The 14,580-nt window shown below is 63.1% G+C and carries 11 protein-coding genes; 8 read left to right on the top strand and 3 right to left on the bottom strand.

Annotated elements, in window-relative coordinates; genetic code table 11:
* Window positions 1-24 precede the first annotated feature (24 nt).
* The 6 genes from NKJ57_RS22045 (at window position 25) to NKJ57_RS22020 (ending at window position 9,015) form a co-directional block, all read left to right on the top strand.
* A complete protein-coding gene (locus NKJ57_RS22045) occupies window positions 25-1,491 on the top strand; it encodes an alpha-glucosidase/alpha-galactosidase (RefSeq protein WP_352512533.1) in 1,467 nt (488 codons plus the stop codon).
* Between the two features lie 98 nt (window positions 1,492-1,589).
* On the top strand, window positions 1,590-3,701 hold the full coding sequence (locus NKJ57_RS22040) for an ABC transporter substrate-binding protein (RefSeq protein WP_352512534.1): 2,112 nt from the start codon (window positions 1,590-1,592) through the stop codon (window positions 3,699-3,701).
* Between the two features lie 99 nt (window positions 3,702-3,800).
* Complete coding sequence (locus NKJ57_RS22035) at window positions 3,801-4,808, top strand: ABC transporter permease (protein ID WP_352512535.1); 1,008 nt, start codon at window positions 3,801-3,803, stop codon at window positions 4,806-4,808.
* The gene (locus NKJ57_RS22030; RefSeq protein WP_023687914.1) at window positions 4,809-5,945 is read left to right on the top strand and encodes an ABC transporter permease; all 1,137 of its coding nucleotides are present in this window, start codon (window positions 4,809-4,811) and stop codon (window positions 5,943-5,945) included.
* Between the two features lie 10 nt (window positions 5,946-5,955).
* On the top strand, window positions 5,956-7,623 hold the full coding sequence (locus NKJ57_RS22025; RefSeq protein WP_352512536.1) for an ABC transporter ATP-binding protein: 1,668 nt from the start codon (window positions 5,956-5,958) through the stop codon (window positions 7,621-7,623).
* Between the two features lie 21 nt (window positions 7,624-7,644).
* Entirely contained in the window at window positions 7,645-9,015 is a 1,371-nt protein-coding gene (locus NKJ57_RS22020) for an alpha-glucosidase/alpha-galactosidase (protein WP_352512537.1), read from the top strand.
* A gap of 29 nt (window positions 9,016-9,044) precedes the next feature.
* Here NKJ57_RS22020 and NKJ57_RS22015 read toward each other — a convergent pair whose 3' ends face one another.
* Both NKJ57_RS22015 and NKJ57_RS22010 read right to left on the bottom strand, forming a co-directional pair.
* Entirely contained in the window at window positions 9,045-10,691 is a 1,647-nt protein-coding gene (locus tag NKJ57_RS22015) for an acetolactate synthase large subunit (RefSeq protein WP_352512538.1), read from the bottom strand.
* Window positions 10,692-10,798: 107 nt separating this feature from the next.
* Window positions 10,799-11,707: an AraC family transcriptional regulator gene (locus tag NKJ57_RS22010; protein ID WP_196813859.1), complete on the bottom strand. Its 909-nt coding sequence runs from the start codon at window positions 11,705-11,707 to the stop codon at window positions 10,799-10,801.
* 126 nt (window positions 11,708-11,833) lie between these two features.
* Between NKJ57_RS22010 and NKJ57_RS22005 the strand changes: the two genes are divergently transcribed.
* On the top strand, window positions 11,834-12,490 hold the full coding sequence (locus tag NKJ57_RS22005; protein ID WP_023691347.1) for a glutathione S-transferase family protein: 657 nt from the start codon (window positions 11,834-11,836) through the stop codon (window positions 12,488-12,490).
* A 125-nt stretch (window positions 12,491-12,615) separates the two neighbouring features.
* A complete protein-coding gene (msuE, locus tag NKJ57_RS22000; protein WP_352512540.1) occupies window positions 12,616-13,176 on the top strand; it encodes an FMN reductase in 561 nt (186 codons plus the stop codon).
* A 298-nt stretch (window positions 13,177-13,474) separates the two neighbouring features.
* Here the strand turns inward: msuE and NKJ57_RS21995 are convergent, their stop codons facing one another.
* Window positions 13,475-14,506: a hydroxyacid dehydrogenase gene (locus NKJ57_RS21995; RefSeq protein ID WP_352512541.1), complete on the bottom strand. Its 1,032-nt coding sequence runs from the start codon at window positions 14,504-14,506 to the stop codon at window positions 13,475-13,477.
* Window positions 14,507-14,580: the final 74 nt, after the last annotated feature.

Here is a 14,580-nt window from a genome sequence, read left to right as displayed (position 1 = left end):
TTCGAATGGATCGAGGTGAAGGTGATGAGTTTCAAAATCGCTATTATCGGCGCGGGCAGCGTCGGCTTCACCAAGAAGCTGTTCACCGACATTTTGTGCGTCCCGGAATTCAGCGACATCGAATTCGCGCTGACCGATCTCAGCGAACACAATCTGCAAATGATCAAGGCGATCCTCGACCGCATCGTCGAGGCCAACAAGCTGCCGACCAGGGTGACGGCGACGACCGACCGCCGCAAGGCGCTCGAAGGCGCGCGCTACGTCATCAGCTGCGTGCGGGTGGGCGGGCTCGAAGCCTATGCCGACGATATCCGCATTCCCTTGAAATACGGCATCGACCAGTGCGTCGGTGACACGATTTGCGCCGGGGGCATCCTCTACGGCCAGCGCAACATCCCGGTCATCCTCGACTTCTGCAAGGACATATTGGAGGTCGCCGAGCCAGGCGCCAAATTCCTCAACTATGCCAACCCGATGGCGATGAACACCTGGGCGGCGATCGAATATGGCAAGGTCGATACGGTCGGCCTCTGCCACGGTGTCCAGCACGGCGCCGAACAGATCGCCGAAGTGCTCGGCGCCAAGTCGCACAGCGAACTCGATTATGTCTGCTCCGGTATCAACCACCAGACCTGGTTCATCGATTTGCGGCTCAACGGCCGCAAGATCGGCAAGGACGAACTGGTGGCTGCCTTCGAGGCGCATCCGGTCTATTCGCAGCAGGAAAAGCTGCGCATCGACGTGCTGAAGCGCTTCGGCGTCTACTCCACCGAAAGCAACGGTCATCTCTCCGAATATCTGCCCTGGTATCGCAAGCGGCCGGACGAAATCACCCGCTGGATCGACATGTCCGACTGGATCCATGGCGAGACCGGCGGCTATCTTCGCTACTCCACGGAAACCCGCAACTGGTTCGAGACGGAATATCCGCAATTCCTCGAAGCGGCGTCGAAGCCGCTCGACGTATCGAAGCGCTCGAACGAGCATGCCAGCCATATTCTCGAAGCGCTGGAGACGAACCGCGTCTATCGCGGCCACTTCAACGTCAAGAACACCGGCATCATCACCAATCTGCCGCAGGACGCGATCATCGAATCACCCGGTTTCGTCGATCGCTTCGGCATCAACATGGCGTCAGGCATCACGCTGCTGGAAGCCTGCGCGGCCACCTGCATGGCTTCGATCAACGTTCAGCGCATGTCGGTGCATGCGGCTGTTACGGGCGACATTGACCTGCTCAAGCTCGCGGTGCTGCACGATCCGCTGGTGGGTGCGGTGTCGACGCCGGAAGAGGTCTGGCAGATGGTCGACGAGATGGTCGTCGCCCAGGCGCGTTGGCTGCCGCAATACGCCGATGCCGTGCCGGCCGCCAAGGAGCGGCTTTCGAAATCGATGGTGAAAACCCGCGACTGGGCGGGTGCGGCGCGGCGCAAAGTGCGCTCGATCGAGGAACTGCGCGCCGAAAAAACGGCTCTGAAACAGGCCGGCTGAGAATGCTGGCAGGCGGACAGCGGGAGGCCGGTTCGCCAATCAGCCGTCATGAATAGATGCGAGCAGCAGCAGACGTCGAAACATCTGGGAGGAACACAATGAGGAACTTTCGTGGAATTGGCATTCTCGCCGGGCGAAGAATTGGCATTCTCGCCGGGCTGGCGCTGAGCGTCTCGGCATCGGCGCTTGGCAGTGCATACGCGTCCGAGCCGACCACGCCGCCGGCGCCGGCGGCGTTTCCCGCCGAGGGCAAGATCAAATACGTCGCCCGCGATTCCATCCTGGAGTTCAAGGCGCTGCCCGAATATCACGAGCCCGAGTGGGTCACCGAGAAATACGTCAAGACTGGCAAGCTGCCGCCGGTCAAGGATCGCCTGCCGAAGGAGCCGCTGGTGTTCAAGACCGGCAACATGCCGGACGGCATCGGCGTTTATGGCGACACCATGCGCCACGTCATTGGCGGCCGGCCGGAAGGCTGGAATTATGGCGCCGGCCAGACCCAAGGATGGGGCGGCATCGACATCGGCCTTTCGGAATGCCTGACGCGCACCGCGCCTTTGTTCCAGGTCGAGGCCAAGGACACCGAGCCGCTGCCCAACCTCGCCAGGAGCTGGGACTGGTCGAAGGATGGCCACACGCTGACCATGCACCTGGTCGAAGGCGCCAAATGGTCTGACGGCGTTGCCTTCAATGCCGACGATGTCATGTTCTACTGGGACGATGAGGTCGTCGACCCCAATGTCTCGCCGTTGAACGGCGCCACAGCGGAAACCTTCGGTGTCGGCACGACGCTGAAGAAGGTCGACGATTACACCGTCGAGTGGACCTTCAAGGACGCTTTCCCCAAACAGTATCTCTACGCCATGGCCTATGGCACCTTCTGCCCCGGCCCAGCGCATATCCTCAAGCCGCAGCATCCGAAGTACTCGAAGAATACCTACGAGCAGTTCAAGAACGCGTTCCCGCCGGAATATATGAACATTCCGGTGATGGGCGCCTGGGTGCCGGTGGGGTATAGGCCTGACGACATCATCGTCTTGCGCCGCAATCCCTACTACTGGAAGGTCGACGAGAAGGGCAACCAGCTGCCCTATCTCAACGAACTGCACTACAAGCTGTCGACCTGGGCCGACCGCGACGTGCAGGCGGTGGCAGGGGCCGCCGACTTCTCCAACCTCGAGCAGCCGGAGAATTTCGTCGCTTCGCTGAAGCGAGCGGCGGACAAGGACGCGCCGGCCCGGCTCGCCTTTGGCCCGCGCCTGATCGGCTACAATCTGCGCATGAATTTTTCCGCCAATGGCTGGGGCAATCCCGACGAACGCGGCCAGGCGATCCGCGAGCTCAACCGCAATGAGGACTTCCGCAAGGGCATCACCATGGCGCTCGACCGCAAGGCGCTCGGCGACTCGCTGGTCAAGGGGCCGTTCACCGCCATCTACCCCGGTGGCTTTTCCTCGGGCACCAGCTTCTATGACCGCAACTCGACCGTCTACTATCCCTTCGACATCGAGGGCGCCAAGGCGGAACTGGCCAAGGCTGGTCTCAAGGATACGGATGGCGACGGCTTCGTGAACTTCCCGGCCGGGACCGCCGGCGGCAAGAATGTCGAGATCGTGATGCTGGTCAACAATGACTACGGCACTGACAAGAGCCTCGCCGAAGGCGTCGTCGGCCAGATGGAAAAGCTTGGCATCAGGGTCGTGCTCAACGGCCTCAACGGCACCCAGCGTGATGCCTCGCAATATTCCGGCCGCTTCGACTGGCTGATCAGGCGCAACGAGCAGGAGCTGACTTCCGTCGTGCAGAATACCGTGCAACTCGCGCCCGTCGGACCCAAGACCAGCTGGGATCACCGCGCGCCCGAAAGCGGCGTGGTCGACCTGATGCCGTTCGAAAAGGAGCTTGTCGACATCGTCAACAAGTTCGTCTCCTCGTCAGACAATGACGAGCGCGCCAGCCTGATGAAGACGTTCCAGAAGATCTCGACGGAGCATGTCTACAATATTGGACTGACCGAATATCCCGGCGCCCTGATCATCAACAAGCGCTTCTCCAACATCCCGCAGGGAACGCCGATCTTCATGTTCAACTGGGCCGAGGATTCGATCGTGCGCGAACGCGTCTTCGTCGCCGCCGACAAGCAGCAGAAATACGAACTCTTTCCCGACCAGCTTCCCGGCAAGCCCGGCGACAAGGGTCCGACGAACTGAGTTTCCTCCCCTGGCTGACGCCCGGCCGCGCTGCGCGCGCGGCCGGGACGGAGTAAGGTCAGCGGCAACAGATTAGATCCAAGGAGGAGAAACGGTCCGATGCTGCGATTCCTGGCCATGCGCATAGCATCGGCGGTGCCGGTCATGGTCATCCTGAGCCTGGTCACCTTTGCCATCATCCAGGCGCCGCCGGGCGACTATGCCGACTATATCCGTTCGCAGCTCATCAACCAGGGCGGGGCGTCTTTTGCCGAAGCCGACGCGCAGGCGCAGGCCTATCGGGTCGAGCACGGCCTCGATAAACCGCTGCCCGTCCAGTACCTGAACTGGGTCGCCGGCATCATCACCCGCGGCGATTTCGGCTACAGCCTCTATTACAACAAGCCGGTCGCCGCAGTGGTCGGCGAGCGGCTGCCGCGCACGCTGCTGCTGGCATTGGTCTGCCATCTGCTGGCGTCGGTGCTCGGCATCACCTTCGGCATCTGGGCGGCGACCAGGCAATACACATGGATCGCCTCGGTGCTGTCGGCCATCTCCTTCCTCGGCATGACGGTGCCGCGCTTCCTGATGGCGCTGATCATCGTCTATCTCCTGGTCTTCCAGTTCAACGTGTCGGAGATCGGCAGCTTCTTCTCGCCGCAATATGGCGGCGCGCCGTGGTCGTGGGCGAAATTCGCCGACCTCGTCAAGCATGTCTGGCCGGTGGTGGCGATCGCCACCTTCGGCGGGCTCGCCTACAATATGCGCGTCATGCGCGGCAATCTGCTCGATACGCTGAACGCGCAATATGTCGAGACGGCCAAGGCCAAGGGCCTGACCGGCAGCGCCGTCGTCATGCGCCATGCCGTGCCCAACGCACTGCACCCGCTCATCATGTATCAGGGCGTGGTGCTGCCCTACATGCTGACCGGCGAGATCGAGACGGCGATCATCTTTGCGCTGCCGACGGTCGGGCCCGCCATCGTCGGCTCGATGGCGGTCGGCGACGTTTATGTCACGGCGACCTTCATGATGGTGCTGTCGGCAACGCTGATCGTCGGCAACATCATCGCCGACATGCTGCTCGCGCTGCTCGATCCGCGCGTACGCCAGTTCAGGGAGAGCTAGATGCTGGCGCGTGACCCATCCCCGCCGCCGCCCCCGGCTGAAGCAACCGCGATTGCGACCCCACGCGGCAATGAGAGCTATATGGCGCTGGTCTGGCGCCGGCTGAGGCGCTCCTGGACCGGCATGGCCGGGCTGATCCTTGTCGTGCTTCTGGTGCTGATGGCGCTGTTCGCCGATTTCTTCGCGCCGATGGACCCCAAGGTGACCGATGTCGCTTTCGCCCCGCCGCAAGTGATGAGTTTTCACGACAGAGACGGGAATTTCGTGCTCCAGCCGCGGGTCTATGCGCTGGCGGATTCTGCAGACCTCGACCCGGTCACCTTCCAGCCGGTCGTCGGGCCGGATTACGAGCATCCGCGCCTGCTCGGCTTCTTCGTCAAGGGCGCCGACTACCGGCTGCTTGGCCTGATCCCCGCCAACCGGCATTTCTTCGCTTCGGCCGACGGCCAGCCGGTGCATTTTCTCGGCACCGACAAATTCGGCCGCGATGTGTTGTCGCGCGCCATCCAGGGCTCGCGCGTCTCGCTGATGATCGCGCTGACGGTGGTGTTCATCATCACCGTCATCGGCACCACAGTCGGCATGGTCTCGGGCTATTTCGGCGGCCGCTTCGACGTCTGGATGCAGCGCTTTGTCGAGCTGGTGCTCGCCTTCCCGCAATTGCCGCTCTATCTTGCGCTGACGACGCTGATCCCGGTGACCGCGCCGACCAACGTCTTCCTCGCCTTCGTCATCATCGTCATGTCGGCGCTGGGCTGGGCGCAGATGTCGCGCGAGGTGCGCGGCAAGACGCTGGCGCTGGCGCGGATCGACTATGTGCGCGCTGCCATGGCGGTTGGCGCCACCGACATGCGTATCATCATGCAGCACATTTTCCCCAATGTGATGAGCCACGTCATCGTCGCCGTGACGATCGCGATCCCGACGGTGGTACTGCTCGAAGCCTTTCTCGGCTTCCTCGGCTTCGCCGTGAAACCGCCGCTGATCTCATGGGGGCTGATGCTGCAGGACACGGCTACCTATTCGGTCATCGGCACCTATCCGTGGATCCTGTCGCCGGTCGGCTTCGTGCTGATCACCGTCTTTGCCTTCAACGCGCTGGGCGACGGCCTGCGCGATGCCGTCGATCCCTATTGAGGTGGCCGGGATGACCGTAGCGCTCGCAGCCACCTTCGCACCAGCCGTCCGGCTCGACCATGCCGGCCGCCACGACCAACCCATCATCGATGCCCGCAACATCGAGGTCGCCTTCAAGGTCGAGCACGGCGTCGTCGACGCGGTGAAGGATGTCTCGTTCCAGCTCTATCGCGGGGAGACGATCGCCATCGTCGGCGAGTCCGGTTCCGGCAAGTCGGTGACGGCGCGCGCCGTCATGGGGCTCTTGTCAAAGCGGGCCACCGTGTCGCCGAAATCCACCATCGACTATTGCGGGCAGGACATACTGAAATTCCCCGAGAGCGCCCGGCGCAAGTTGCGCGGCAATCGCATCTCGATGATCTTCCAGGAGCCGATGAGCTCGCTCAACCCGATCTATACGGTCGGCAGTCAGATCGTCGAGGCGATCAGAGTGCATCGAAAGGTCAGCCGCAAGCAAGCCTGGGCGCGGGCGCTCGAGCTTTTGCGGCATGTCCAGATCCCCGAGCCGGAAGCGCGCATCAAGCAGTATCCGCACCAGATGTCGGGCGGGCAGCGCCAGCGCGTGATGATCGCCATGGCGCTCGCCAACGACCCCGATGTGCTGATCGCCGACGAGCCAACGACAGCGCTCGACGTCACGGTGCAAGCACAGATCCTCAATTTGATCCGCAATCTGCAAAAAGAACTCAGGATGGCGGTCATCCTGATCACCCACGACCTCACCGTGGTGCGAAAATTCTCCGACTATGTCTATGTCATGCAGCATGGCGAGATGTGCGAGCACAACGTCACCGAGCGGCTGTTCGCCGACCCGCAGCATGCCTATACCAAGCGGCTGCTCGCTTCAGAGCCGCACGGCAAGCCGCAGCCGCTGCCGGAAAACAGCGGCACCATCCTCGAGGCCCGCGATATGCGCGTCTGCTTCATGCTACGCCATGGCAGCTTCCTGAAGCCGGACTGGCGCGAGCTGGTCGCCGTCGACGATCTCGGCCTGAAGCTTTGCCGCCACGAGACACTGGGGCTGGTCGGCGAATCCGGCTCCGGCAAGACCACCTTCGGTCTCGCCTTGCTCAGGCTCACCGAGGCCAAGCGCGGCGAGGTCAGCTTCGACGGCCAGCCGATCCACGGCCTGTCGCGCGCCGGGATGCGGCCGCTGCGCTCGCGCATGCAGGTCGTCTTCCAGGATCCGTTCTCCTCGCTCAACCCGCGCATGACGATCGGCCAGATCATCGAGGAAGGGCTGGTCGTCAACAGGATCGGCGCGACACGGCGCGAGCGGGTCGATCGGGTTCGCGACGCCCTGGTCAGCGCCGGCATGCCCGGCGATATCCTGTCGCGGTTCCCGCACGAATTTTCCGGCGGCCAGCGGCAGCGCATCGCCATTGCCCGAGCCATCGCGCTGGAGCCCGAATTCATCCTGCTCGACGAACCGACATCGGCGCTCGACCTTTCGGTGCAGGCGCAGATCATCGACTTGTTGCGCAAGCTGCAGGACGAACGCGGCCTTAGTTATCTCTTCATTTCGCACGACCTCAAGGTGGTGCGCGCGCTCTGCCATCGCGTCATCGTCATGCAGAACGGCAAGATCGTCGAACAGGGGCCCGTCGACGAGGTCCTCACCCATCCCAAGACCGCCTACACCGAACGGCTCGTCAGGGCCGCCTTCGACGTGGCGTAGCAAAGTGCCGGAGGTTTAATAGTGGCAAGACATCCCAGGATCACCTTCATTGGCGCGGGTTCGACCGTGTTCATGAAGAACATTGTCGGCGACGTGCTGCAGCGCCCATCGCTGTCAGGCGCGACGATCGCGCTGATGGACATCAATCCGCAGCGGCTGGAAGAGAGCGCCATCGTCGTCAACAAGCTGATCGCGACGCTGGGCGTGAAGGCGAAGGCCGAGACCTATTCCGACCAGCGCAAGGCGCTCGCCGGTGCCGACTTCGTGGTCGTCGCCTTCCAGATCGGCGGCTTTGAGCCCTGCACCGTCACCGATTTCGAGGTGCCGAAGAAATACGGCCTGCGCCAGACCATTGCCGACACGCTCGGCGTCGGCGGCATCATGCGCGGCCTCCGGACCGTGCCGCATCTGTGGAAGATCTGCGAGGACATGCTGGCCGTCTGCCCCGACGCGATCATGCTGCAATACGTCAACCCGATGGCGATCAACACCTGGGCGATTTCAGAGAAATTTCCTGACATCAAACAGGTCGGCCTCTGCCATTCGGTGCAGGGCACGGCGATGGAACTGGCGCACGATCTCGACATTCCCTACGAGGAGATACGCTACCGCTCGGCCGGCATCAACCACATGGCCTTCTACCTGAAGTTCGAGCACCGGCAGCCGGATGGCTCTTACCGCAACCTCTATCCGGACCTGGTCCGCGCCTATCGCGAGGGCAGGGCGCCGAAGCCGGGCTGGAACCCGCGGTGCCCCAACAAGGTGCGCTACGAGATGCTGACGCGTCTCGGCTATTTCGTCACCGAAAGCTCCGAGCATTTCGCCGAATACACGCCCTATTTCATCAAGGAAGGCCGCCCCGACCTGATCGAGAAGTTCGGCATTCCGCTCGACGAATATCCCAAGCGCTGCATCGAACAGATCGAGCGCTGGAAGGGCCAGGCCGAGGCCTATCGCTCGGCCGACCGCATCGAGGTCGAGCAATCGAAGGAATACGCGTCCTCGATCATGAACTCGGTGTGGACCGGGGAGCCTTCGGTGATCTACGGCAATGTCCGCAACAATGGCTGCATCACCTCGCTGCCGGACAATTGCGCCGCCGAGGTGCCGTGCCTGGTCGACGGCTCCGGCATCCAGCCGACCTATATTGGCGAGCTGCCGCCGCAACTCACCGCGTTGATACGCACCAACATCAATGTGCAGGAACTGACGGTGCAGGCGCTGATGACCGAAAACCGCGAGCACATCTACCACTCGGCGATGATGGACCCGCATACGGCGGCCGAACTCGATCTCGACCAGATCTGGGCGCTGGTCGATGAGTTGCTGGCGACACATGGCGACTGGCTGCCGACCTGGGCGCGTGGGAGCGCCAAGGTCCGGGCCGCCTGAGCGCTGCTGCGGCGGTATCTACTCCACCGTCAGGCCTCCGGTGGCGCCGGCAACCGGTGGCGCAGTTCCTCGACCAGCACGCGCTCGTTCTCCGAATAGTCGATCGGAACGACGACGAGATGGACGCCACCGCCGGCAAAAGCCTGTTCAAGCGTCGATTGTATTTCTGAGACGGCGTCGACCCTGGTTCCCTTGGCGCCATAGGCCTCGGCATATCTGACGAAATCGGGATTGCCGAAGGTCATGCCGAAATCGGGGAACTGGTCGACCGCCTGCTTCCAGCGGATCATGCCGAAAGCATTGTCCTCGATGATCAGCACGACGAGGTTAAGCTTCAGCCTGACGGCGGTTTCCAGTTCCTGGCTGTTCATCATGAAGCCGCCATCGCCGCAGATCGCCATGACGCGGCGGCCGGGATAGAGCATCGCGGCCGTCATCGCCGAGGGCAGGCCGGCGCCCATCGTGGCCAGGGCGTTGTCGAGCAGCAAAGTGTTGGCGACGCGCGTGCGGTAATTGCGCGCAAACCAGATCTTGTACATGCCGTTGTCGAGCGCCAAGATGCCATCGGCCGGCATCACCGCGCGCACATCGTGCACCAAGCGCTGCGGCGTGAAACGGTCTTCGGTGGCGCGGGTGGCAATGCGGCTCAAAATCCCTTCGCGCAGCGGCAGTAGCGCCTGCGCGTTGGGGATCTTGCCCTCGAGGCGGTCGGCAAGCAGCCTGAGCGAAGCGCCGATGTCGCCGACCACTTCGGTCTGCGGGAAATAGACCTGCTCGACATTGGCCGGCTGGTAACCGACATGGATCACCTTCGGTCCCTTGTCGCCCATAATGAAGGGCGGCTTCTCGATCGTGTCGTGGCCGATAGTGATGATGAGGTCGGCCTGTTCGATGGCCTCATGCACATAGTCGCGCTCGGAGAGCGCGGCGGTGCCCATGTAGAGTTCGGTGCCGCCGGGCACCGTGCCCTTGCCCATCTGCGTGGTGAAATAGGGAATGCCGGTCCTGATCACGAACTGGGCGAGGTCGGACGTCGAGCGCGGCCGCGATGCGGCGGCGCCCAGCATCGCCAGAGGACGCTGCGCCTTGATGATCATCTCGGCGGCGCGGTCGAGCGCAAGCGGGCTGGCCAGCGGAAGCTCGACCGGATGCGGCGGGATCAGCGCGACATCGTCGCACTCCTCGGCCGCGATGTCTTCGGGCAGTTCCAGATGCACCGGTCCCGGACGCTCCTCTTCGGCAATCCGAAACGCTTCGCGCACCACGGCGGGAATGGTCTTCGCCGAGATGATCTGGCGTGACAGCTTGGTCAGCGGCTTCATCGCGGCGACGATGTCGACGATCTGGAAGCGGGCCTGGCGCGACGACCGGATGCCCTTCTGCCCGGTGATCATGATCATCGGCATGGCGCCGAGCAGCGCATAGGCGGCACCCGTCGTCAGGTTCAGGGCGCCGGGTCCCAGCGTGGTGATGCACACACCTGGCTTGCCGGTGAGCCTGCCATGGGTGGCGGCCATGAACGCCGCCGCCTGCTCATGACGGGTGAGGATGAGCTGGATCGAGGATTTGCGGATGGATTCGACGACGTCCAGGTTTTCTTCGCCGGGAATGCCGAAGATGCGATCGACGCCCTCATTCTCGAGGGCGGCAACAAGCAGGTCAGAACCTTTGGGCACGAAGCATCTCCTGGGCAAAGCGGCGGCGAACCGCGTCGGGATATGATCAGACATAGTGCTGGCAAAGCCCTAGCGCGAGGCGCGGCCGCCGCCAATATCGCTCTGCCTTACAGATCCTTCCGTTTCCTGAATTGGCCGGGCGAGACGCCGGCGTGGCGCCTGAAGGCGGTGGAGAAGGCGGCTTCCGAGCTGTAGCCGACCGCCTCGGCGACTTGGCCCAGGCTCTTGCCCTCGTGCAGCAGCCGGCTAGCCTGCCGCATGCGGCAGCCGAAGAGATAGGCCATGGGCGCTTCGCCGACGAGATCGCGAAAGCGGGCGGCAAAGGTTGCCCTGGAGAGCCCGACCGCGCGTGCCAGGGTCTCGATCGTCCAGCCGTGGCCATAGGCTTCATGCAGGGTCGCGAGCGCTCTGGCGATCGCGGGGTCCTGCAATCCCCTCAGCCAACCTGGATTGTCCATGCTTTCCAGACCGGAGCGCAAGGCGCGCGTGACGATGGCCCCAGACAGGCGAGCCATGACCACGTCGCTGCCGGGACCTTCGTCGGTCGCTTCCACCAGCAAGGCCTCGACATAGCCACGCAGCCATTTGGGCAGACGGCCATTCGATCCCCGGATGTGAACGATGCGCGGCAGGCCGGCAAGTGCCGGATGGTCGGCGTCGCGAAAGGCGAAGGCGCCGCACAGGATGACGGTCTTTTCGCCTTCGCCGCCGCTGCGAATACGCCCGGCTGCGGTTTGGGTCGCCAGTTCGGCGGCGGGGACGTTCGCGCTTTTGAGCGCGCCGGGCGACCGCAGCACATGCGGATCGGCGCGCGGTGCAATGATCAGGTCGCCGGCATCGAGAGGCTCGACATCTTCCTCACCGAACACCGCCTCGCATCGCCCCTTGATGACGACGTGAATGCCGCGAAGTCCAGCCTGGCTGAACGAGATCGCCCAGGGCGCGGCCAGTTCGAGGCGCCGGTACCCGGCGGCTGCGAAGTGCAATTCGCGCATGAGGGTAGCCAGGAGATCCACGCTTCGCTCCAGAAACAGACGATCGATAAATCAATCTAGACGCTGTCGAATAGCGCGCCGGCCTTACTGGACCTAGCTATGCCCGACAGGCCGCTTGTCGGCGATAACGAAACTCAGGAGTTATTCATGCCGCCAATCGAGCTTTTTGTCGCGCAGCTTTGTCCCTATGCGCACCGTGTCAGGCTCGCCCTTGCCGAGAAAGGCCTGCAGGCGACGGAAATCGAAATCGATCTGCGCAACAAGCCGGCGTGGTTCCTGAAACTCACGCCGACGGGAAAGGTGCCGCTGCTGCGCCATCAGGGGCAATATGTCAGGGAGTCGGCGATCATCTGCGAATATCTCGATGATGCATTCCCCGAACGGCCGATTTTCCCCAGGGATGCTCATGCCCGCGCTGAGGCGCGCATCTGGATCAGCTTCGCCGACACGCAGCTTTACGCCAGGACGGCAACCATGATGCACAGTTCCGACGCTATGGTTCATGAGCGGATCAAGGCCCAGCTTGCCGACGCCCTGCGCTTTGTGGAACAGCATGCCTTTGCGAGGCGAGGGGCGGACGAACGGTTTTTGCTGGGCTCGGAATTCAGCGCCGCCGACGTCGCCTTCTATCCCTGGTTCGAACAGCTGTGCGTGCTTGAGAAATATCTGGGCTTTGCCATGCCGGCCGAATGCGAGCGCCTGCTACGCTGGCAGGAAATGGTTGCTGCCAGGGAGGCGGTGCGGACCTGCGCCAGGTCAACCGGCTTCTATCTGGAATCCTATGGCCGGCTTCTCGCGGCCTGAGACGAGCGGGCAAACGGAAAAAAAATCCCCGGCAATGGCGCTGGAGGGCCTATCCTTGCTTCTTGCGGCAGGCGCAAGCCTGTAAATATGCGGTATGAAACCCCGCCGCGAGAGGTGAGAGAAATATGCCCAATCCAACCGTCATCGGGTTTTCCGGCAATTTCACCAGGCCGTCCAAGACGCGTGGTTTTGTCGACCAGGTTGTCAGGGATATTGCGCGCCAGCATGGCCTGTCGGCGAGCACCTATGACATCGAAGACCTCGGCCCGTCGCTCGGCGCTGCCAAATGGGCGCGCGATCTCGACGGCCAGGCACGGGCAATCTTCGACGGCGTCGTCAATGCCGATGTGCTGGTGGTGGGGTCGCCGACCTACAAGGGCAGCTACACCGGCCTGTTCAAGCACTTCTTCGATCTGTTCGATCCCGCCGCCTTGCGCGGCAAGCCGATGGTGCTGCTTGCCACCGGCGGCAACGATCGCCACGCGTTGATCGTCGAGCACCAGTTGCGGCCGTTGTTCGGCTTCTTCGAGGCGCTGACGCTGCCGACAGGGGTCTATGCCACGGACAAGGACTTTTCCGACGGCGTGCTGCGGGCCGAACCCATCCTGAAGCGCGTCGAGCAGGTTGTCGGCGAGGTCGGGCTGGTGCTGGCCAATCGCTCGCCAGCCGGCGTTGCTGCCGGATAGAGCGAGGCGGGCAGGCCGGCTCCGGCTTTGCTCGGAGTGAATAAAAAGGCCCGCCACCGACGCGAATCGTGACGAGCCTCCTTGGAGTAGGCCAGGCCTCCCACAGCCCGATTGCTTTCAAATCAATAGCCCGCCGGCTAGGCCTGGCGGGGCATCGATAGTAGGGTCTGGATCGAATGGGAGCGATCCGGCTGAAAAACGCCAATACCGGTCGAAGGTTCCCGGTCATCCTGAGCGGCGATGACAAAGGGGTTTAGCCCAACTGCGAAATCCATCTCAGGCGGATTTATCGCGACAACTAGTTCCTGTCCGCCGGCTTCGAACGCATCCTTGCTACCGTCTCGCGCTCGGCGCGCTTGGAGCGCAGCGGCGGCAGGCCGCGGTCGATCAGGTCCATGTCCTCCAGCACCATGTCGCCCATGCGCTTGAAGGCGATGTCAAGCGCACCGGCGCGGTGGGCGGAGCGCAGGAAGCCGGGGATCGTTCGGACCGGATGGTCCTGCGCCAGCGGTTCTTCAGGGAAGACATCGCTGGCGGCGACGATGTGGCCGCTTTTCACCGCCGCCATCAGGGCAGGGAAGTCGACGACGCCGGCGCGGCTGAGCAGGATGAAGGCGGCGCCCTTGCGCATACTTGCAAAGGCCTCAGCGCCGAGGAAACCCTGGTTCTCCGAGGTCACCGAAGCGACGACGAAGACGAAATCGCTGGTCGACAGCACCTCGTCCAGCGAGGCCGGCTCGACGCCACTGTCGATCAGGATCGATGGCGGCAGCCAGGGATCGAAGACCTTGGTGCGGGTGCGAAAACCCGACAGCAGTCGGTTGAGCGCACGGCCGAGATCGCCGAAGCCGATGATGCCGACATCGGCGCCGGACAGAAGCCGCGCCGTCAAATTGCCGTCGCCGCCCCACAGCTCTTCGCCTTTGCGGAAGGCGAGGTCGGCATCGACGATGTTGCGGGCGAGGTTGAGCGCCATGGCGAGGCCAAGCTCGGCCACCGGCTCGGCGAAGACGAGGCCGGTGGTGACGACATGGATGCCGCGCGCAAACAGCGTCTCATAGGGCATGTTGTTGATGAGGTTGGTCTCGACATTGAAGACGCAACGCAGCGCCTGCATCCGGTCCAAGGTCTCGGGCGAGATCGGCGGCTGGCCGATAATATAGCGGGCTTCGGCAAGCACGTCGGCGGGCAAGTTCGCCACCCCCTCGGCCGTCGTCTCGACGACGCGGTAATGCGCTTTGAGGCGCGCCAGCTGCGGTGAGGTGAAGATCAGGTCGAGCGTGCGTGGTTCCGGCGCGCTGATGACCAGCGGCAGGGCCTTGTTTGGCATAACGATTCCTCCCCGGCGCGATGCGTATCGCGTATTCTTGCTTGCACTTGTGGTAGTCCCCAAAACCGCTTGCC

Origin of the sequence: Mesorhizobium sp. M0077, assembly GCF_040322955.1 — a bacterium.
GTDB lineage: Bacteria > Pseudomonadota > Alphaproteobacteria > Rhizobiales > Rhizobiaceae > Mesorhizobium.
Note: the sequence above shows the minus strand (reverse complement) of the source record. Positions and strands in the feature narration are given on the sequence as shown.